Raw genomic sequence first — 17,416 nt, forward strand, 5'->3', positions numbered from 1 at the left:
GGGTTCAGATCCCCATGCTGTGCAGCGAGTTGGCAATGCTGCGCAGGGTGGCGGTTAGGTCGGGGTGTTCGGCCTCGAAGCGTTCGATGGCGAGGTTCACGCCGTCGACGAGGTTGTTGTCCGGGGTGGCTTCCTCAAGCTTCAGCTGGGCCTCGATCTGCCTGGCTTCTTCATGCAGGCTGGCCAGCTCCTCTTCCGAAAGCGGCACATTGCGATCCAGTTGCTCGCGCAGGCTATTCAGGCGCTCTTGCAGTTCGCGGGCAGGCATTGTTCTTACTCCATCAATGACTTGGCAAGGCATGGACCTCAGCGAAGCGGCAAAGGTTCGGGCCTGACTTCTAGCGTAATCCACCTGCCGGCGCTTTGCATGACCCGTATCAACGGGGATGTATCAGGGTTTCTCGCCTTTTTGCCGGCGCTGGGCGATATCCGCGAGGCAGGCATCAAGGGATTCGAGGTGGTCGATCACCGAGTGCACACCCAGGCCGAACAGCGCCAGGGTGGCTTTGCCGCGGGCCAGCTCCTGTTCCTGCCGGGTCAGTGCCTGCCATTGCGCCGAGCCTTGATCGCAGGCCGCCAGCCCCACCGTCCACAGGCCGGCGTTGAGCCCCGATTGCAACAGCAGTGGCTCGCCACTGACCAGTACGCAGCCGTCCAGGCGCTGGCTTCGCAGGTTCATCAGCGCCTGCCAGCAGGCGTTGGGGGTCGGCCATTTGCTGCCATTGGCGCAGTGGCCCGGCAGCCAATCGGGCAGCACGCTGCTCAGGCGTTTGCCCAGGGTGGCGCTGAGTTCGTCAAGCCAGATGCACGGCACCTGCTGCGAGCGCAGGCGAAGCAGGGAATCCAGAGCGCCGGGGGCGGGCAGGGGGCCGCCGTCGGTCGCCTGTACCAGGCAGCCGCGCAGGCCGAACAGCACAGCGGTGAAGGCGGGTGCGTCTTGCATGGCAACGTCCCTAAATAACCCGCAGGCTATCCAGCGATTGTTACCGACGGATGACGGCCAGGGTCTGTACGAAATGTGTCTGCGCGAAGGCCAGACAAGGCGAAACGGGGGGAGGAAACGGAGTGTACTGGAGTACATGAGCATTCCGAGCCCCGTTTCAACGCAGTATGGGCGAGTGCAGATACATGTCGTACAGAGCCTACAGTTGTTCACAAATTCTTGACGCTGATATGTAAAACTATCGTTCGGCCAGCAAGCCAGTATACTTGCGCCCTATCGAGCAGCGTGCCAAAGGCCGTTGCCGCCGTGAAATCCGATGGAGAAACATCTATGCGTAGGATCGGTGCCGGAGTGATCGAGCGAGTCACCCAGGCCTGTGTCTGCGCCAGCTTGCTGCTGGCGCCCGTGGCGGCCACCCAGGCGGCCACCGAGGAGGATCCCTGGGAGGCGGTGAACCGGCCGATCTTCCGGTTCAACGATGTCCTCGACACCTATGCCCTCAAGCCGTTGGCCCAGGGTTATCAGTTCGTCACCCCGCAGTTCCTCGAAGATGGCATCCACAACGTCTTCCGCAACCTCGGCGACGTCACCAACCTGGCCAACAACGTGTTGCAGCTCAAGCCCCGTGCGGCGGGCGTCGACACGGCGCGGCTGATCGTCAACACCACCTTCGGCCTGGGCGGCTTCTTCGACGTCGGCACCAAGATGGGCCTGCAGCGCAACGACGAAGACTTCGGCCAGACCCTCGGCTACTGGGGCGTGCCCAGCGGGCCGTACGTGGTCATCCCGTTCCTTGGCCCAAGCACCGTGCGTGACGGCCTGGCCAAGTACCCGGACACCTACACCGAACCCTACCGCTACATCGACCATGTGCCGACGCGCAATTCGATCCTCGCCCTGGATGTGATCGATACCCGCGCCAGCCTGTTGTCGGCGGAGAAGCTGATGCAGGGCGACAAGTACATCTTCCTGCGCAACGCCTACCTGCAGAACCGCGAGTTCAAGGTCAAGGACGGCGAGGTCGAAGACGACTTCTGACACTGCTTACGCAAAAGGCGACCCTCGGGTCGCCTTTTTCGTAACAGTTCAATGCATGGCCAGGATGCGCAAGCCGAAGCGCTGCGCACCGCCTGGCTGGTCGGCGATCCACACCACTTCGGTGCTGGCATGCAGCCCCGCCAGAGCCGTGTGATCGGAGTCGATGCGCACCTCGAGGCGGTCACCCACCTGGAAGCGCTGCGGCGCCTGCACCTGCATGCCGGTGCTGGAGAGGTCGATGCACACAGCGCTGATCACCTGGTCGGCCTGCAGCAGCTGGACCTCGGCATCAATACGCATGCGAATGAAATCACGTTTTTCGCTGTAATCCACGGGGTGCTGGGACATGCTTGCATCCTTTCGTCAGGTTGCGCTGTTCCACATTCTTATAACGCCGGGTGATTTGCCCTGTAAAGTGCAGGGAAGTCTACCTGCCCATGCTTGAAACGCCAGGCGGATGGGAGTACCGTCAGCGCCTTACAGGGCACCTCGCTATTTGCCGGACCAGTCTTCTTGTCCTACAACTCAAGTAGAGAGTGGCTAGAGAGCATTCCAGTAGCCGTCTGTCGGTTCTCCACAGCCGCTACGCCAACCCAAATCTGGCGCCGTTCGCCCACATGCAGAAACCCAGTGCAACGCTGCTGATCATCGATGACGACGAGGTGGTCCGTGCCAGCCTCGCCGCCTATCTGGAAGACAGCGGCTTCAGCGTCCTCCAGGCCGGCAACGGCCAGCAGGGCCTCCAGGTCTTCGAAGCACACCAGCCCGACCTCGTGATCTGCGATCTGCGCATGCCGCAGATGGGTGGCCTTGAACTGATCCGCCGGATCAGCGAGCTCGCGCCGCAGTTACCGGTGATCGTGGTGTCCGGTGCCGGCGTGATGAGCGACGCGGTCGAAGCCTTGCGCCTGGGCGCGGCGGACTACCTGATCAAGCCCCTGGAAGACTTGGCCGTGCTCGAGCACTCGGTGCGCCGCGCGCTCGACCGATCGCGCCTGGTGCTGGAGAACCAGCGCTACCGCGAGAAGCTCGAAGCCGCCAACCGCGAACTGGAGGCCAGCCTGCACCTGCTGCAGGAGGACCAGACCGCCGGGCGCCAGGTGCAGATGAACATGCTGCCGGAAAACCCCTGGGTGGCCGGCGATTTCGCTTTCGAGCACCAGATCATCCCGTCGCTGTACCTGTCGGGGGATTTCGCCGACTACTTCCGCGTGGACGACCGGCGCATTGCCTTCTACCTGGCGGACGTGTCCGGCCATGGTGCCTCGTCGGCGTTCGTCACGGTGCTGCTCAAGTTCATGACCACGCGCTTGCTGTTCGAATTCAAGCGTGGCGGCAAGATGCGTGAGTTCAAGCCTTCGCAGGTGCTCAGCCACATCAACCGCGGCCTGATCAACTGCAAGCTGGGCAAACATGTGACCATGGTCGGTGGGGTCATCGACGAGGACACCGGCCTGCTCACCTACAGCGTCGGCGGCCACTTGCCGCTGCCGGTGCTGTATACCCCGGGCCAGGCCCGCTACCTTGAAGGCCGTGGCCTGCCGGTGGGGTTGTTCGACGAGGCCAGCTACCAGGACCTGGTGCTGGAACTGCCAGCGCAGTTCAGCCTCACCCTGATGTCCGATGGCATTCTGGACCTTTTGCCCGGGGACACACTCAAAGATAAGGAAGCTGCCTTGCCGGAAATCGTCAAGGCGGCGGGGGGCAGCCTGGAGGGGCTGCGCCAACGATTCGAATTGGCTACGCTTGGGGAGATGCCGGATGATATCGCCCTATTGGTGTTGAGCAGGAACCTTGAATGAGTACTGGTAGAATCCAGTTCGCCGAGCAAAGCGGGACCTTCGTTCTGAAATTTGTCGGTGAAGTGCGCCTGACCCTGTGTTCGGCACTGGATGCGACGATCGAGAAGATCTTCACCGCGCTGAACTTCTCGGCCATCGTCATCGACCTGACCGAAACCGAAAGCATCGACAGCACCACCCTTGGGCTGCTGGCCAAGCTGTCGATCCTGTCCCGGCAAAAGGTCGGCCTGTTGCCGACCGTGGTTACCACCAACCCGGACATCTCCCGGCTGCTGCAGTCCATGGGTTTCGACCAGGTGTTCAACATCGTCGACCGCCCGGTGCCGTGCCCGGAGTGCCTGACCGACCTGCCGTCCCAGGACCAGGACGAGAGCGTGGTGCGCTCCAAGGTGCTGGAGGCGCACAAGATTCTCATGGGCTTGAACGACTCCAACCGCGAGGCGTTCCATGACCTGGTGAGCGCGCTGGAAAGATCCTGATCCCATCGCGGGCTTGCCCCACGATGGCTTCAGTCCTTGATGAACGCCGTAGCCGGCGAACCGTCGGCATTCAACTGATACACCCGCGCCGGCCGCCCCTGGTCATCGAAGAATACCTGCCCCAGCCCCGCGCTGTTCCACAGCCGTTCCCCGGCCTTGCTGCGGCTGGGCGTACGCGGCACCACTTCCATCTGCCGACGCTTGGTAAACCAGTTGAGTGGCGAGCGCGGCGAATACAGCCAGCGGTTGAGCCGGTCGAGCACATCCAGCAGGCGACGGGGGAACTCGTTCTTGATCCCGCTGCTGGTCACCTGCCACAAGTGCGGGCTGCCCTGGCGATGGCGGATCAGCACTTCGTAGACGAATGAGTAGTGCACATCGCCCGACAGCACCACGTAATGCCCCGGCGTGCGCGAGTGGCGGAAGATATTGAGTACCACCTGCGCCGCGCCGCGGTGCGCCATCCAGTTCTCGGCATCGACCAGCAATGGGTAGCCCAGGGCGCTGAACACCCGTTGCACAGTCTCGATCAGCTTGACCCCGAAGATCGGTGCTGGCGACACGATGATCGCCGAGGGGTGATCGAGCAGCGCCTGCTGCAGCTCACTCAGCGCCTCCCAGTCGAGTAGGCCCGAAGGCTTGGCCAGGTTGCGCTCGCTGCGCCAGCGCCGGGTGCGGGTGTCCAGCACCAGCAGCGGCGGGTTGCTCGGCAGCGCGTATTGCCAGTCCTGGAAACGCAGCAGTTCGCCGATCAGTTCATCCCGCGCCTCGTGCATCTGGCAGCATTGCCGGACCAGCGCCGCGCAGCCGTCCGGGTCGTTGCCCCAGCCCTGGCACAGCAGGTAGCCGAGCAGGGCGTTGCCGATGATCCGCCGCGAAAACGGATGGCCGTAGGCGGTCTGTTCCCACTGCGCCGACAGGTTCCAGTCATCGGTGATGTCGTGGTCGTCGAAGATCATCAGGCAGGGCAGGTGGGCCATGACCCGCGCCACCTGGCCTAGGCCGTCGCGAAAGGCCTCGATCAGCGGCAGCTCGCGGCGGTAGCGGGCCTGGCGCTTGTCGGTGAGGCCGGGTGGCATCTGCATGCCCACCAGCGACCAGGGCAGCGGCGACCAGACCAGCAGGTACATGGCCATGACTTCGGCGAAGGTCACCAGGTGGTTGTCGGCGTTGCTGGAGGAGAAGATCGGCTTGCGCTTGCCGCCGAAGAAGCGTTCACGCAGGGTCTCGTTGCCTTCCTGGGCCGGCAGCAGATCGGCGCGGTGGTAATAGCAGGCCGGGTGCCGGTAGAGCGCGGCGCCGCTGTCGACCAGGGCGCCATCCAGTGCCTCGTCGAACAGCCCCAGGCGCTTGATCAACCCGTGGATGGCACGCAGCATGGGGCCGGCGACATCGTCGGCATAGACCTGGTCGCCGCTCATCAACAGTACGGCGGGGCGCTCCTCGGGGCGCGGGCCGGTGGCCAGCAGGCGGTCGGCGCACAGCAGGCCGTCGGCGGCCGGGTGATGAGGCTTGCGGCAGGAGCCGTGGAGCACTTGGTCGAGGCGCTGGCGTAGCACGAAGCTAGGGCGGCTGGCGCCGGGGTAGAGCAGGTGTGGTGCCCAGTCGGCGATGCTTTGGCCGTTGGCCAGGCGCAGGTCGTATTCGAGGGCCACGTCGCTGGGGAGCGGCTGATCGAAGTGGATGTCCAGCAGGTGTATGAAGGCGTGGGTACCGACCGGGATCATCTCGCAGTGCACAGTGGCGCCGATGCCGGCCTGATCCAGGAGAAATTCGGCTTGCAGCGGTTGCGAGCCGACCAGCCAGATGGCCAGGCGTTGGGGTTCCAGGCGACGGAGGATGGGGCCGGCGAGGACAAGAGGGAGTGAAGCGGTGGCGGGCATGGATGGCTCAGGTTCGTGTGATGCTGATGGCCCTATCGCGGGGTAAGCCCGCTCCCACAGGGAATGCGTTATTTTCATCGGGGGAGCGGGCTTGCCCCGCGATGGCGTCATCGGCCACCCCAACGAAAAACGGGCGGGAAATGCTCTGCATTAACCGCCCGTCGATCAAGCCGAAGATGTATCAGGCTTTGTCAGCCAGCCATCAGCGCTTCCAGCTTCTCCTGGTCGCGGGCGAACTGGCGGATGCCTTCGGCCAGCTTCTCGGTGGCCATGGCGTCCTCGTTCATTGCCCAGCGGAACTGGCTCTCGTTCAACTGCTGCTTGGCCTCGCCGGCATTGCCCGGCTTGAGGATACGCGGCAGATCGCCTTGGTCGTCCGACAGCTGCTGCAGCAGCTCGGGGCTGATGGTCAGGCGATCGCAGCCGGCCAGTTGCTCGATCTGGCCGATATTGCGGAAGCTCGCGCCCATGACCACGGTGTTGTAGCCGTTGGTCTTGTAGTAGTCGTAGATGCGCGTGACCGATACCACGCCCGGGTCCTCGGCGCCGACGTATTCCTTGCCGGTGCTCTTCTTGTACCAGTCGTAGATGCGCCCCACGAACGGCGAGATCAGGAACACCCCGGCGTCGGCGCAGGCCTGGGCCTGGGCGAAGGAGAACAGCAGGGTCAGGTTGGTCTGGATGCCTTCCTTCTCCAGCTTCTCGGCGGCGCGGATGCCTTCCCAGGTGGAGGCCAGCTTGATCAGCACGCGGTCTTTCGGCACACCGGCTGCTTCATACAGCTCGATCAGCTGACGGGCTTTTTTCAGCAGCGCCGGCTCGTCGAACGACAGCCGCGCGTCCACCTCGGTGGAGATCCGCCCCGGAATGACCTTGAGAATACCCGAGCCCACCGAAACCGCGAACTTGTCGCAGGCCAAGTCGACATTGCCCTTGGCGTCGGCCTTGACCTGCTTGAGCAGGTCGGCGTAGCCCGGGATGGCCGCCGCCTTGAGCAGCAGCGACGGGTTGGTGGTGGCGTCGACCGGCTTGAGGCGGGTGATGGCGTCCAGGTCGCCGGTATCGGCGACCACGGTGGTGAACTGCTTGAGTTGTTCCAGCTTGGAGGTCATGGGCGTGCTCTGTCCTGTGCAATGACTCGACATTACCCGAGCCCCGACAGCCACTCAAGGCCCGTCGCAGGCATATCGGGAAAGCCTTCGCAGGCAACGCGATCCTTCAGTCGGCGCGTGCTTGCCCGCATTAGGCTGCAAAGCAGCCCCGGCTCACGCCGGGCCTGCAGCAAAAGGCATTGCCTTCGAGTGCCAACCCCGCCGCAGGTTCCCTCAGCGCCCCTGCAACAGCTCGGCGGCCTGGTCCAGCACCTTCAGCGGCTCGCTGGCCTTGTGAATGTCCGCCGACAGCAACTGGCGGAAGCGCCGCGCCCCCGGGAAGCCCTGGCCCAGCCCGAGGATATGCCGGGTGATGTGGTGCATCGCGCCGCCGCCTTGCATATGCGCGACGATGTACGGGCGCAGCTTTTCAATAGCCTCGGCCCGGCTGACCACCGGCGCCGTGCTGCCGAACAACTGCTGGTCGACCTCGGCCAGCAGGTACGGGTTGTGGTACGCCTCGCGCCCCAGCATCACGCCGTCGAAGGTCTGCAGGTGGGTGCGGCATTCGTCGAGGGTCTTGATGCCGCCATTGAGCACCATTTCCAGGTCCGCGAAGTCGGCCTTCAACTGCGCCGCCACGTCGTAGCGCAGCGGTGGGATCTCGCGGTTTTCCTTGGGCGACAGCCCTTCGAGGATGGCGATGCGCGCATGCACGGTGAAGCTGCGGCACCCGGCGTCGCGCACCTGGCCGATGAAGTCGCACAGCTCGGCGTAGCTGTCGCGGCCGTTGATGCCGATGCGGTGCTTGACCGTGACCGGAATGCTGACCGCGTCCTGCATGGCCTTGACGCAATCGGCCACCAGCGCCGGGTGGCCCATCAGGCAGGCGCCGATCATGTTGTTCTGCACCCGGTCGCTGGGGCAGCCGACGTTGAGGTTGACCTCGTCGTAGCCGGCGTCCTCGGCCAGGCGCGCGCAGGCGGCCAGGTCCGCCGGCACGCTGCCGCCCAGTTGCAAGGCCAGCGGGTGCTCGGAGTCGTCATGGCGCAGGAAACGCTGGGCGTCGTTGTGCAGCAGGGCGCCGGTGGTGACCATTTCGGTGTAGAGCAGGGCGTGCTGGGAGAGCAGGCGCAGGAAGAAGCGACAGTGTCTATCAGTCCAATCCATCATCGGCGCCACGGAGAAGCGGCGGGAGGGCTCTGGGCGTGGGGCAGTGGGGGTAGCGGCTTGAGAATGCATAAGTGTGGGGCGCGAACTCAGCCAAGCCAGGCGGCGGAGGCGCTGGCAGGCAATGTGAAGAATGAATGGTTGCCAGTTTACCAAGCGTGGCGGGATTCGTCCGGTTTGATCAGCGATCAGTTGCTGGCCGGAGACTTACGCTGAACCCGCACACCGGTATTTCGCGCCACCGGTCGTATGGGCAGCTCTTCCTCTTGTCGATGATGACCAATGGGTAGGGCCAAGCAAAAAAAGGATTGCATCATGACTGACGAGGCGCAACGAATAATCGCGCTTGAACAGGCTTTATTCGCGTTGCTAGCTGCTGGCGCTGTCCGGGGCATCCCTCCCAATGATCTGCGTCTTCATGCCATCGGAGGTCTGCTTACCGGTGCTAGATGGAAGTGGATCAATGAAGCGCACGTTGGCGCCACGATCAATGAGCTCCAGCAGGCCATGCGGGTTTTTCCGGACTGAACTCGTCGAATGTGTCAGGTTTTCCAAACAACTGGATAGCCGGCATAGAGCCGCTTCGCTATCTGTGCCTTACTTAGATCTCATGCTGACGGAGGACGCGATGAGATCGAGAGGACAGACCTACTGGGATTGGGCGGACGCTCAGCTGCACAGTCGTTCACATACCGAAGTGCTCGAGTCCGGGTTGACCATTGACGTTCAGGTCCGACTTTCCCGTGTGGGGGCCACTCAAATGTTCATCGGTATTTATGGGCCGGACGGCGCATGCCTCCATGAGGAAGCGCACAAGGCGAGGCCCGGTCAATCCATGACTACCGCGATGCTCTGGGGCGTCGCGCTGGCACGCGACATGGGGGCGTCCTATGCGGCGCCAGGGTCTGACGCCAAGGCGACCGGCGGCGCGACGGAAAATCGAACGAGCCCGTGAGCCTCTTTCTCAAATCAGGTGTGGTATCCAGCAATTCCTTCCGAGGTATGCAGCGATGAGCACCGATCCGAGAGAGCAGGGCGGCACCAACCCAGACGATCCCACGACGCCTGACCCAGTGGAAGACGATCCGCTCATGGATGAGGAAGAGGATGGCGAGGGCATGGGGCAGCAGCGCAATCCAGACGACCCGGCGCGCGCGCCTGAGTGAGCGGGATTGTTGAGCCAAGCCCAGCTTCGTGCTGGGCTTTTGGTATTTAGACGGCTCACTTACTGCGTTTTCGGCTCCGCTCCGTGAATCAGCGGCTCGCCTTCGTTTCGTACGTTCACAATCCTGAAACTCTGACGCATCGTCCCGATGCTGTTTGCATCGGGGTATGGGCAGGCAGATCTGCTGCCTTTCAGCCCAGGCGTGGGCGCGTGCAGAATTGTCTGAGGAAGTTTTGATTGTGGGACAAGTGGTCACCGTAATAGGAGACCACATCACCAATAACCATGAACGGTGTAAAGCCCTCGTAGCCGCCTTCCGCCCCGCGGAAGTTCACATAGCCACAAACGCCTTCGTACTTTTTACCGCTGGCGTAGGCTGCCTTGAATTTGTACAGCGTTTCGAACTTCGCCGAATCCGGGTCGGCAATATGCTTGAGCAGCTTCTGTTTGGCATCGGCCATTTCAGCTTTGCTTGCGGCGGCATGTTCGACGGTGGGAGGGGTTGGGGGCGCTGGCGGCTCGGGGAGCATGCAGCCAGCAAGCGAGAGCGTAAGCCCGGTGATCGAGAGTGCTTTGAGCATTTTCCAATTCCTTTTGGCTGCCGCTCCAGCCAGACCTGAGGCGGTAGATAACCTTGCCTCAAGCAGGGCGCTGGAGGCGGGTTCATGAACTAACGCGTTTTGCGCTGTACGTCGCTGAGCGCGGGTGCAGTGTAGTCCAAGAGTTATCCCAGTGCGTCGCACCGGGCTTGCCTGCCAGCGATGGCGCCGACTTGAGGTCGGCGCGGTTGGGTGGGAGCCGGTTTGCCGAACGATCCTTGGTGGTGCCCCACATCCTGGCTTATGGCACCGACCGGATGGTCGTTTTTCCTAGCGACTCATCCCCAACTCCGCATCGTCCATCAATGCCTTGGCCAGCGCGCTCAGGTAATACGACGCCCAGAGCAACTGGGGCTTTTCCTCCATGATTCCGGTAATGGTCAGGTCGCGTACGCAGCCCATCAATTCCGAAGCCTGGTCCCGCGCATGCTGGCAAGGGATGCCGGGTTCGATGCAGAACAGTGGGTCGGTCTGGCCTTCGCCCTGGTAGCACTTGGTCTTGCCCACGGTGGTGTGGGGCGGGGTGGTATCTGTGGTCATCGTTGAATCTCCCTGAAGTGTTCTGCTGCCTGGTCTGGCGCTATCGCGGGACAAGCCCTCTGCCACGTCGGGACGCAATGACGTGGGAGCGGGCTTGCCCCGCGATGACGTCATCTCAGGCGCCACATGCCCTTGTGGTCTAGTGCAACGGACGCGACTGTGCGTTCGGCATCTGCACCTGGATCAATGCCGACTCAAGCAGCACGCGCAGTGCCTCCATCTCATGCATGGAGGCCAGCATCAGAATCGAGGCGGGTCACTTGGGCAGCAGCAGAACAGCCTGATGCGCCACGTTTTGCGCGCACAGGGCGTACTCGGTGGCTTGGATAAGGGTGTCTTCGAGAGAGTGGTGGTTGTGGGGTGGATCGAGGACGATCTTTAGCATCGTGATTTACCGTTGACGGTGCCACCACCAGCCTGCTGTCAAACGGAAAGGTGGCAGCTGTACGTGGGTTGACAGACCGGCGGAAAATCACGCAAAAAGTTCCGGCGCACGCAAGCGTGCCCACACGTACAGCCACCATTAACTGGGACTGCCTGCGTGATTCTACCGTCACAGCCTGTCAAAGCTGTGTCGTTGATGTGCAACGACAGGCCCAGACTAGAGCGCCCACAGAGCAGCCGCAACGGAAAAAAGGCGGCAGCAGTATGTTTGGAAAATGGACTACAAGGAAGGGGTAAAATCTGATTGTTGATGGTCTTCATCGACTCTTTTCAGACCAGCTTTCCTGCTGATGCACCTCAACCTGAAAGGCCAGAGAGATGCCTGACTTTGTCGCCCTGATTTGCCAGTGGTATGGCGCGGATGAGCATGAGTCTGTCGATGCGATAGCGCGTTTGATTCCGGCCCTGGAGTTTGTTGCCATGGCAGCAGCACAACAGGAGCAAGCGCTGCCGGATTGCCTAGCCTGCGAGGTGTGGAACTCCCGAATGCGTCATTTACAGGACGCGCTTCAGGTCGTTGGCCATGCCTTGCCGGATTCGATCGCGACGCCGTTGAACCGCGTATGGGCGCTCTATGCGTCGATGGGGGATATTGACCTGCCTTGTCATGATCGGTCGATCTTCCAGCGTGGCCATTGGCAGCCGATGCGCGAGGCTGCTAACCAGGTTTTGAGTGCCATAGGGCCTGGGGCGGTGAAAACGTTACTGGCGGACCTGTCCCGCTGAGGTATAGGGAGGGCAGGCCAAGCCGAGCAAAGCGAGCCCCTTGCTTATTCAGCAGGCTCGCCAGGGTGAAGTGGCTTTCTGCGGAGCGCATTGAATACCGCGTCGATATACCAGGTTTCCGGCCCGATCAGGACGGCGTCCAGTGGATCGGCATGTAGCTCGATCTGTGTCGCAATGCCTTCGATGGCGAGTATTTGCTGGGCATGTTCAAGTTGCCGGCGGATACCCTTGAGCCACAGCCTGCCTGCCCCTGCCAGCAGGAACAGGGTGTGGGGATAGGAGTAGGCGAGCTTCTGGCGCAGCTTGATCACCGCCGTTTTACTGTCACCAGAGAACGAAGGTGCCAGCACATAGGTTTTGCCCGCTGCGGCCTCGAGGTCGTCCTTGTCGTGCAGGTACTCCTCGATAGTGAAGCAGTTGGCGACCGTTTCGAACGCACCGCTGATGGCATTGACCAGATAGGCGTTGACACCGACATAGCAATACTCGGTCTTGCCATGTACTACACAGTCCTCGCTGTTGCAGCGGACTACCCAGTAGTCACCCTTCGCTGAGCGCTCGCAGGATTGGACGACGAATCGTTCCGGGCGACCGTCCATCCTGATGACGTCTGCAAGATGGTCGAGGACTATGGCGCTGGCTTGGTGTGCGGATAGCATCTATTGGTACTCAGGTAATAGTCGCGCCAGGATAATCATTTCTGAGCGGTATTGTTCCGCTCAAGCGTGAAGACCCTGCCCATGAGTGAATGCAATCAGCGAAGGAACAGGCCGGCAGCCAGCGCATGGCATGGTCGGGTGGCGACGATGCAGCTCGCATCCTCTGTGCGGTGGCAGCCCGTCCTCATTTGAAAAGCGCCACCTAAAACAAACCGATCAGCATTGATAGCCGGTGCATTGCCCAGGGTCATACATTGATGGCTAGGTTAAACCAAGGAGTTACCTATGCTGACCAATGGTTATCAGAGCTTCCAGTACCTGCCCAGCCAAATCAGCGAGCAGACTTATTCAGGTACCGTTGGTGAGGCGCAGGTGAGCGTGGTCACTACCTCGCCAGAGGCCAATCGGTTGGCCAAGCGAATTGAATATAGTGCAGGTAAGAGTTTGCTCCACTACCTGAATATATCCACGACCCAGCCGCTGAAGGACTTGCTCCAATGGTTGGCCAGTTTTCTCGGCCGAAGCGCAGCGGCCCCGGGCGCGGCGGAGGATCTACACCCGCAACACGCCGAACCGACCGGCACCGCAGCGCCTTTTCGCCGCAGTTTCGGCAATGGCTTCAAGACCGCGCTCGATGCAGTAAGCCTGCTCGCTACTGCCTCCAAAGTTGATCACAAACGCTTCGATGTAACGCTGAAAGCCGAGCAGATTAATAGCTTGCAAGGTGCCATTGTCGAGGGGCGTGCAAATTTCAAAGAAATTGAGATGATGGTGGAAACCCGCGGGGACTTGCAATGTGTGCGAACCCTCGCATTGAGCTTGACTCATGTTGCTGACTCCCATCAGCCCTCAATCAAGGCAGCACTAGCGAACTTGGCCAGCCAGCGTCCAAATACAAGCATATTTCTAGGTGGACTATTGGCATTCATACACGAACAGGAAAGCCGTTGGTTCGAAAAAGCCAGTAATTCCAAGGTGGTGATGGATGCTGAAGCGCAGAGTTGCTTCATTATCGAAGGGTTTCAGGAGCATATAAATAAATTGGGTGCTGACGAGGCACACAAGATTCTTGAGCAACTAGAAGGTCATTTCGGTCAGCGGGCACATGAGGTTGTGGGGGCGGCTATCATGCTAGTGGGAGAGGCCGATGATGACAATGAGCTACTGTGCCGTCTGGTCCGCGCTGAGGTCGTGGCTGACAAGCTGATCAGTTTACTTCGCGCGAAACTTGATATGCCCGATATTAATATGCAGTTCAAAGTTACGGGTGATCTTAGCATCACGGATCGTAGCACCAACCTCAACCAGTTTAACCCACTGGAGTTGGCCGCATTAGTGAGCCTAGGTATCAAGTTGCAATAGGCCCCACTTCACCGGCTGAATCGACCAAGCCTGCACGGCGCCAAATCGGGCGATGGCGTGCCACTGGTGATTTCCATGCTCACGAGGCGGCCTACGGTAGCGGCCAGCGTGACACCAGGATGCATGACGCAAACGTAAACGCCGTTGATACCCGGCAGATAACCAACCAGCGGTGCACCATCGCTGGGTATTGGCCTGAAACCCACGCACGCCTTTTCCACGTCGAGTGAAACGGCGCCATGCAACTCTGCTCCAATGGCCTCGGCGGTTCTCAGCGCAATCGCGCCTGGTTGGTTATCTGCGGCATCGTCCAGATAATCCTCTGCCGCCAACAGGCTGCCGTCATCAGCATGCCGCACCTCCATGGCTGCGTTGGAAATGATCCCTCGGACAAGGTGGGGCGGCGAATGGTAGCGGATATAGATGGCAGGAGAGGCTTCGAGCGCAAGTGGGTAGCCCAACAAGTCCGTCAATAGCGTGGTACCCGTTCCCGCCGCAATCACCACCAGATCCGCATCGATTACCCCTTGGGTGGTTTTCACGCCTGAGACGTTCTCTGCGCTACCCGTGAACCCTTCCACCTGTGTCTGCTCCAGCAACCTCGCGCCTCGGGCTTGAGCGCCTTTGATCAAGGCCCGGGTGGCCGCTACTGCGTTCAGCGCGCCTTCCTCTGGAGCATGGTTGGCCTGGGCAGGAGGGTGTTTCAGATTAGGTTCCAGGGTGAGGATCTGAGCGCGGGATACAGTTGATATCCCTGTATCCGTCGCAGGGGCGGCCGCTACTTCCGGGAGGCCATAGGTCAGCGAACCGGTCCATTGTATGAGTAGGCTTGGCAGTTGCGCTTCGAGGCGACGATAGTCCGATACGGCTGCGGCCCGCAGTGCGGCGGCAGGATCTGTGTCACTGTAGGCGGTATTGATCCATGCAAAGGAAGTGGAGGTCACGCCAGATGCTACATGGCCAGCCTCCACTATGGTCACCTGCGCGCCTTGGCAGCAAAGGTGGTAGGCAACGGAGGCCCCCACGATACCTGCCCCCACCACAACCACATTCAGTCCCGGGATATTTTTCATCGTGCTCCGTCACCGACTCGGGACTATGTTTCACTGGCCGTACCTGGCAACCCTAGGCTCTGTACGAAATGTATCTGCACTCGCCCATACTGCGTTGAAACGGGGCTCGGAATGCTCATGTACTCCAGTACACTCCGTTTCCTCCCCCCGTTTCGCCTTGTCTGGCCTTCGCGCAGACACATTTCGTACAGACCCTAGGTCCACAGGGGCAAACGGCATATTAAATGGAAAGCGTGAGTACCAGCGAGCCTATGTTTGATCAATACCTGAAGCAGTGGGGGCTGACCATCGATGGGGAGGCTTTCGTTTCACTCAATGGCAATCTATTGCCCGTTCGCCAAGGCGATACACCGGCGATGCTGAAAATCTCGCAGGCGCCGGAGGAGCAGGCCGGCAGCCAACTGATGGCCTGGTGGGCAGGCGACGGTGCAGCCCCTGTGCTGGCCCACGCGGGCGAGGCATTGCTGATGAAGCGGGCGCTAGGTTCGGCGTCGCTTGCGCAGATGGTCGCAGATGGCAGGGATGACGAGGCCACGCGCATTCTCTGTGCCGTGGCAGCCCGCCTGCATGCGCCACGGTCGACGCCGAGGCCTGCGCTGGTGCCGCTGGAGCAATGGTTCGACACATTGTGGAGCGCGGCGGCGACGTACGGTGGGGTGCTGGAGCGCAGCGCAAAGGCGGCGAGGGCGCTTTTCGCAGCTCCCCAGGACGCTGCGGTGCTGCATGGCGACATCCATCACGGCAATGTGCTGGATTTTGGGCCGGCCGGTTGGCTCGCCATCGACCCCAAGGGGTTGTACGGCGAGCGGGGCTTCGATTTTGCCAATATCCTCTGCAACCCGGACGACGCCAGCGCGCAGGCACCGGGGCGCTTCCCACGGCGTATAGCGATCATTTCGCAGGTAGCCGGTATTGAGCGTCACAGGTTGTTGCAGTGGGTGCTGGCGTGGGCAGGGTTGTCGGCAACCTGGATGATCGAGGACGGCGCTGAGCCGGGGGGCAGGTTGGCGTTGGCGAGGCTGGCGGCTTCGGCGCTCGATGGCAGCGCTCGGGGTTCTGACTGAGGCATTGTATGTAAGGCGGCGATCAAGGGTGACGCCGGGATTGCGCTGATGTGCAGCTCGCACACGAAACCTTCCAACCCCTAGGCGTTGGCTACACGCATACTGGCCCCGCACGGGCACCCAGTGTATTGCCCTCCGTTGGGCAGATCGGTCTAAACCGTTTTTAAAAGAGTGGCGGTGGGTAATACGAGGCGTAAAGGATTATTGCTGGATGGTACGAAACCAAGCTTGCTGTGGTAGTAGCTGGCAGCGTCCATGTCCTTTGCATCGACGACAATGAACGCAACTCCCGAATGTCGGGCAACCACGCACACTCGCCGAAAGAAGTCTGCCATCAGGCGTTTGCCAACGCCCTGTTTTTGTGCGGTTCGGTCGACTGCAAGACGACTCAAGAGAATCGCCGGGATCGGATACCGAGGCATCTTTTTCTGCTGATCCTCACTAAGCGAGTCGAGCGCCACTGACGCATTAGCTAGCGTGTAAAAACCCAGCAAAGTGCTTTTCTCAACGTACATGAATGTGCGTGACACATTGCGCTTCTGGTCTTGACCGGCTTGTTGAGTGATATAGGCGTTGAGAGCGGGATGGATCTTACAATTGAACGCAGAGCGATCAATCGACTTGTCGAAGTCGACAGTAATGAAGTCCATTGATGCCCCTCAGCGCAGTGCGAGCAAGTTACGAAGCGTTTCGGTGGGCTCAGGGGGAATATCGAGCAGCTGCTCGGCTGCCTCAGCGTCGAGAACCGTCATGCCTGAGCGATCAACACTAGTGACTTCCGCATGCGCAACGGAACGGACAGCCAGGGCAGCGACAAGCTTTTTCAGTTCTGACAGATCTCGTTCAACCTCGGAGAGGTGCGGCGCTCTTGCGGGGCGATTCCTGCCGTGAATCTTGACGTTAACCCAGGTACCGCCAGATAGGATTTTCGTTGCGAGATCTTCAACGAGATCGTCAGCAGTAATGCGCAACGCTTCCAGTCTCCCGCCTTTCAGCAGGAGGTATTTTTTTCTGGTAGCGGCACGACGGGCAAGCCCGGCTTCAGATCTGTTCGTCACAACGATATTCTCTATATTTTCCGATCCTAGCACATTGCCCTTGACATTTTGGCCTGGTCGGACCGCTAGCAGGCATGAGGCCAGCCGTGTCCAAGGTATGGAAAGGATATCCGAAGGCCAGGCGAGGTCTTTGTACGAAAGTGCCTGCACGACGGTCATGCGGCGGTGAAAACAAGTTCGGAATTTTCATGCGCAATCAGCAAGGCCAGGGCTCGTCATCCGTATGGGCTGGCGCCTTGTGGCGGTTTGGCAATAGCTCATTGGGGCTATGGGGCTGGCAAGGCGCGGGTTGCTATGCTGCTGTCGATCTGGACACAGGG

At 60.9% G+C, this 17,416-nt stretch carries 21 protein-coding genes and 1 pseudogene; 9 read left to right on the top strand and 13 right to left on the bottom strand.

All coding sequences use genetic code 11. From position 1 onward, the window contains the following. Positions 1-4: 4 nt before the first annotated feature. Together KHO27_RS05020 and pcrP are read right to left on the bottom strand one after the other, a co-directional pair. Positions 5-268, bottom strand: coding sequence for a DUF4404 family protein (locus KHO27_RS05020; RefSeq protein WP_031315272.1), 264 nt, complete (start codon positions 266-268; stop codon positions 5-7). Between the two features lie 123 nt (positions 269-391). Continuing rightward, the gene (pcrP, locus tag KHO27_RS05025) at positions 392-943 is read right to left on the bottom strand and encodes an HAD superfamily inactivated hydrolase PcrP (RefSeq protein WP_110698720.1); all 552 of its coding nucleotides are present in this window, start codon (positions 941-943) and stop codon (positions 392-394) included. A gap of 330 nt (positions 944-1,273) precedes the next feature. On the opposite strand from pcrP, the gene KHO27_RS05030 reads away from it, so the two are divergent. Then, complete coding sequence (locus KHO27_RS05030) at positions 1,274-1,981, top strand: MlaA family lipoprotein (protein WP_214501296.1); 708 nt, start codon at positions 1,274-1,276, stop codon at positions 1,979-1,981. A gap of 48 nt (positions 1,982-2,029) precedes the next feature. On the opposite strand, the gene KHO27_RS05035 is transcribed toward KHO27_RS05030, so the two are convergent. Further along, positions 2,030-2,329 carry a PilZ domain-containing protein gene (locus tag KHO27_RS05035; protein WP_102684498.1) on the bottom strand — a complete coding sequence of 100 codons (300 nt, stop codon included), beginning with the start codon at positions 2,327-2,329 and terminating at the stop codon, positions 2,030-2,032. 269 nt (positions 2,330-2,598) lie between these two features. On the opposite strand from KHO27_RS05035, the gene rssB reads away from it, so the two are divergent. Both rssB and rssC read left to right on the top strand, forming a co-directional pair. Beyond that, on the top strand, positions 2,599-3,783 hold the full coding sequence (rssB, locus tag KHO27_RS05040; RefSeq protein WP_102684499.1) for a two-component system response regulator RssB: 1,185 nt from the start codon (positions 2,599-2,601) through the stop codon (positions 3,781-3,783). Continuing rightward, complete coding sequence (gene rssC / locus KHO27_RS05045; RefSeq protein ID WP_023631332.1) at positions 3,780-4,262, top strand: anti-sigma factor antagonist RssC; 483 nt, start codon at positions 3,780-3,782, stop codon at positions 4,260-4,262. Before rssB ends, rssC begins: the two co-directional genes overlap by 4 nt. 29 nt (positions 4,263-4,291) lie before the next feature. On the opposite strand, the gene KHO27_RS05050 is transcribed toward rssC, so the two are convergent. From KHO27_RS05050 to dusA, 3 genes are all read right to left on the bottom strand, one after another. Continuing rightward, positions 4,292-6,145: an alkaline phosphatase D family protein gene (locus KHO27_RS05050; RefSeq protein ID WP_214501297.1), complete on the bottom strand. Its 1,854-nt coding sequence runs from the start codon at positions 6,143-6,145 to the stop codon at positions 4,292-4,294. Between the two features lie 191 nt (positions 6,146-6,336). After that, on the bottom strand, positions 6,337-7,257 hold the full coding sequence (gene tal / locus KHO27_RS05055) for a transaldolase (RefSeq protein ID WP_110698713.1): 921 nt from the start codon (positions 7,255-7,257) through the stop codon (positions 6,337-6,339). Positions 7,258-7,470: 213 nt separating this feature from the next. After that, a complete protein-coding gene (gene dusA / locus KHO27_RS05060) occupies positions 7,471-8,478 on the bottom strand; it encodes a tRNA dihydrouridine(20/20a) synthase DusA (RefSeq protein ID WP_111533007.1) in 1,008 nt (335 codons plus the stop codon). A 243-nt stretch (positions 8,479-8,721) separates the two neighbouring features. On the opposite strand from dusA, the gene KHO27_RS05065 reads away from it, so the two are divergent. The 3 genes from KHO27_RS05065 to KHO27_RS05070 all read left to right on the top strand — a co-directional run bounded on the left by KHO27_RS05065 (position 8,722) and on the right by KHO27_RS05070 (position 9,572). Then, entirely contained in the window at positions 8,722-8,934 is a 213-nt protein-coding gene (locus KHO27_RS05065) for a hypothetical protein (protein ID WP_110698709.1), read from the top strand. 100 nt (positions 8,935-9,034) lie between these two features. Beyond that, positions 9,035-9,361 (top strand): hypothetical protein, encoded by a 327-nt coding sequence (locus KHO27_RS26130; protein WP_110699153.1) that lies wholly within the window; start codon positions 9,035-9,037, stop codon positions 9,359-9,361. 55 nt (positions 9,362-9,416) lie between these two features. Further along, complete coding sequence (locus KHO27_RS05070) at positions 9,417-9,572, top strand: hypothetical protein (RefSeq protein ID WP_181427691.1); 156 nt, start codon at positions 9,417-9,419, stop codon at positions 9,570-9,572. Between the two features lie 190 nt (positions 9,573-9,762). On the opposite strand, the gene KHO27_RS05075 is transcribed toward KHO27_RS05070, so the two are convergent. From KHO27_RS05075 to KHO27_RS05085, 3 genes and pseudogenes are all read right to left on the bottom strand, one after another. Next, positions 9,763-10,152: a hypothetical protein gene (locus KHO27_RS05075; RefSeq protein WP_146230412.1), complete on the bottom strand. Its 390-nt coding sequence runs from the start codon at positions 10,150-10,152 to the stop codon at positions 9,763-9,765. Positions 10,153-10,440: 288 nt separating this feature from the next. Then, entirely contained in the window at positions 10,441-10,710 is a 270-nt protein-coding gene (locus KHO27_RS05080) for a DUF3077 domain-containing protein (RefSeq protein ID WP_214501298.1), read from the bottom strand. 139 nt (positions 10,711-10,849) lie between these two features. Then, positions 10,850-11,095 (bottom strand): annotated as a pseudogene (locus KHO27_RS05085) (hypothetical protein). Between the two features lie 377 nt (positions 11,096-11,472). Between KHO27_RS05085 and KHO27_RS05090 the strand changes: the two are divergent. Next, entirely contained in the window at positions 11,473-11,880 is a 408-nt protein-coding gene (locus KHO27_RS05090; protein ID WP_110698701.1) for a hypothetical protein, read from the top strand. Between the two features lie 44 nt (positions 11,881-11,924). Here the strand turns inward: KHO27_RS05090 and KHO27_RS05095 are convergent, their stop codons facing one another. After that, entirely contained in the window at positions 11,925-12,539 is a 615-nt protein-coding gene (locus KHO27_RS05095; protein WP_110698699.1) for a hypothetical protein, read from the bottom strand. A 285-nt stretch (positions 12,540-12,824) separates the two neighbouring features. Here KHO27_RS05095 and KHO27_RS05100 point away from each other — a divergent pair, with 285 nt between their 5' ends. Next, positions 12,825-13,901 carry a hypothetical protein gene (locus tag KHO27_RS05100; protein ID WP_214501299.1) on the top strand — a complete coding sequence of 359 codons (1,077 nt, stop codon included), beginning with the start codon at positions 12,825-12,827 and terminating at the stop codon, positions 13,899-13,901. An 8-nt stretch (positions 13,902-13,909) separates the two neighbouring features. On the opposite strand, the gene KHO27_RS05105 is transcribed toward KHO27_RS05100, so the two are convergent. Continuing rightward, complete coding sequence (locus KHO27_RS05105) at positions 13,910-14,974, bottom strand: NAD(P)/FAD-dependent oxidoreductase (protein WP_214501300.1); 1,065 nt, start codon at positions 14,972-14,974, stop codon at positions 13,910-13,912. Positions 14,975-15,225: 251 nt separating this feature from the next. On the opposite strand from KHO27_RS05105, the gene KHO27_RS05110 reads away from it, so the two are divergent. Continuing rightward, complete coding sequence (locus KHO27_RS05110) at positions 15,226-16,038, top strand: aminoglycoside phosphotransferase family protein (protein WP_214501966.1); 813 nt, start codon at positions 15,226-15,228, stop codon at positions 16,036-16,038. Between the two features lie 152 nt (positions 16,039-16,190). Here the strand turns inward: KHO27_RS05110 and KHO27_RS05115 are convergent, their stop codons facing one another. Both KHO27_RS05115 and KHO27_RS05120 read right to left on the bottom strand, forming a co-directional pair. Beyond that, positions 16,191-16,688, bottom strand: coding sequence for a GNAT family N-acetyltransferase (locus KHO27_RS05115; RefSeq protein ID WP_110698693.1), 498 nt, complete (start codon positions 16,686-16,688; stop codon positions 16,191-16,193). Between the two features lie 9 nt (positions 16,689-16,697). Next, positions 16,698-17,255 carry a hypothetical protein gene (locus tag KHO27_RS05120; RefSeq protein ID WP_214501301.1) on the bottom strand — a complete coding sequence of 186 codons (558 nt, stop codon included), beginning with the start codon at positions 17,253-17,255 and terminating at the stop codon, positions 16,698-16,700. Between the last annotated feature and the right edge of the window lie 161 nt (positions 17,256-17,416).

Origin of the sequence: Pseudomonas sp. RC3H12, assembly GCF_018596375.1 — a bacterium.
Lineage (GTDB): Bacteria > Pseudomonadota > Gammaproteobacteria > Pseudomonadales > Pseudomonadaceae > Aquipseudomonas.

Excerpts from the sequence above, each read along its gene's own strand:
- KHO27_RS05020 (WP_031315272.1), bottom strand. The coding sequence starts at position 268 with ATGCCTGCCCGCGAACTGCAAGAGCGCCTGAATAGCCTGCGCGAGCAA.
- pcrP (WP_110698720.1), bottom strand. The coding sequence starts at position 943 with ATGCAAGACGCACCCGCCTTCACCGCTGTGCTGTTCGGCCTGCGCGGC.
- KHO27_RS05030 (WP_214501296.1), top strand. The coding sequence starts at position 1,274 with ATGCGTAGGATCGGTGCCGGAGTGATCGAGCGAGTCACCCAGGCCTGT.
- KHO27_RS05035 (WP_102684498.1), bottom strand. The coding sequence starts at position 2,329 with ATGTCCCAGCACCCCGTGGATTACAGCGAAAAACGTGATTTCATTCGC.
- rssB (WP_102684499.1), top strand. The coding sequence starts at position 2,599 with ATGCAGAAACCCAGTGCAACGCTGCTGATCATCGATGACGACGAGGTG.
- rssC (WP_023631332.1), top strand. The coding sequence starts at position 3,780 with ATGAGTACTGGTAGAATCCAGTTCGCCGAGCAAAGCGGGACCTTCGTT.
- KHO27_RS05050 (WP_214501297.1), bottom strand. The coding sequence starts at position 6,145 with ATGCCCGCCACCGCTTCACTCCCTCTTGTCCTCGCCGGCCCCATCCTC.
- tal (WP_110698713.1), bottom strand. The coding sequence starts at position 7,257 with ATGACCTCCAAGCTGGAACAACTCAAGCAGTTCACCACCGTGGTCGCC.
- dusA (WP_111533007.1), bottom strand. The coding sequence starts at position 8,478 with ATGCATTCTCAAGCCGCTACCCCCACTGCCCCACGCCCAGAGCCCTCC.
- KHO27_RS05065 (WP_110698709.1), top strand. The coding sequence starts at position 8,722 with ATGACTGACGAGGCGCAACGAATAATCGCGCTTGAACAGGCTTTATTC.
- KHO27_RS26130 (WP_110699153.1), top strand. The coding sequence starts at position 9,035 with ATGAGATCGAGAGGACAGACCTACTGGGATTGGGCGGACGCTCAGCTG.
- KHO27_RS05070 (WP_181427691.1), top strand. The coding sequence starts at position 9,417 with ATGAGCACCGATCCGAGAGAGCAGGGCGGCACCAACCCAGACGATCCC.
- KHO27_RS05075 (WP_146230412.1), bottom strand. The coding sequence starts at position 10,152 with ATGCTCAAAGCACTCTCGATCACCGGGCTTACGCTCTCGCTTGCTGGC.
- KHO27_RS05080 (WP_214501298.1), bottom strand. The coding sequence starts at position 10,710 with ATGACCACAGATACCACCCCGCCCCACACCACCGTGGGCAAGACCAAG.
- KHO27_RS05090 (WP_110698701.1), top strand. The coding sequence starts at position 11,473 with ATGCCTGACTTTGTCGCCCTGATTTGCCAGTGGTATGGCGCGGATGAG.
- KHO27_RS05095 (WP_110698699.1), bottom strand. The coding sequence starts at position 12,539 with ATGCTATCCGCACACCAAGCCAGCGCCATAGTCCTCGACCATCTTGCA.
- KHO27_RS05100 (WP_214501299.1), top strand. The coding sequence starts at position 12,825 with ATGCTGACCAATGGTTATCAGAGCTTCCAGTACCTGCCCAGCCAAATC.
- KHO27_RS05105 (WP_214501300.1), bottom strand. The coding sequence starts at position 14,974 with ATGAAAAATATCCCGGGACTGAATGTGGTTGTGGTGGGGGCAGGTATC.
- KHO27_RS05110 (WP_214501966.1), top strand. The coding sequence starts at position 15,226 with ATGTTTGATCAATACCTGAAGCAGTGGGGGCTGACCATCGATGGGGAG.
- KHO27_RS05115 (WP_110698693.1), bottom strand. The coding sequence starts at position 16,688 with ATGGACTTCATTACTGTCGACTTCGACAAGTCGATTGATCGCTCTGCG.
- KHO27_RS05120 (WP_214501301.1), bottom strand. The coding sequence starts at position 17,255 with ATGACCGTCGTGCAGGCACTTTCGTACAAAGACCTCGCCTGGCCTTCG.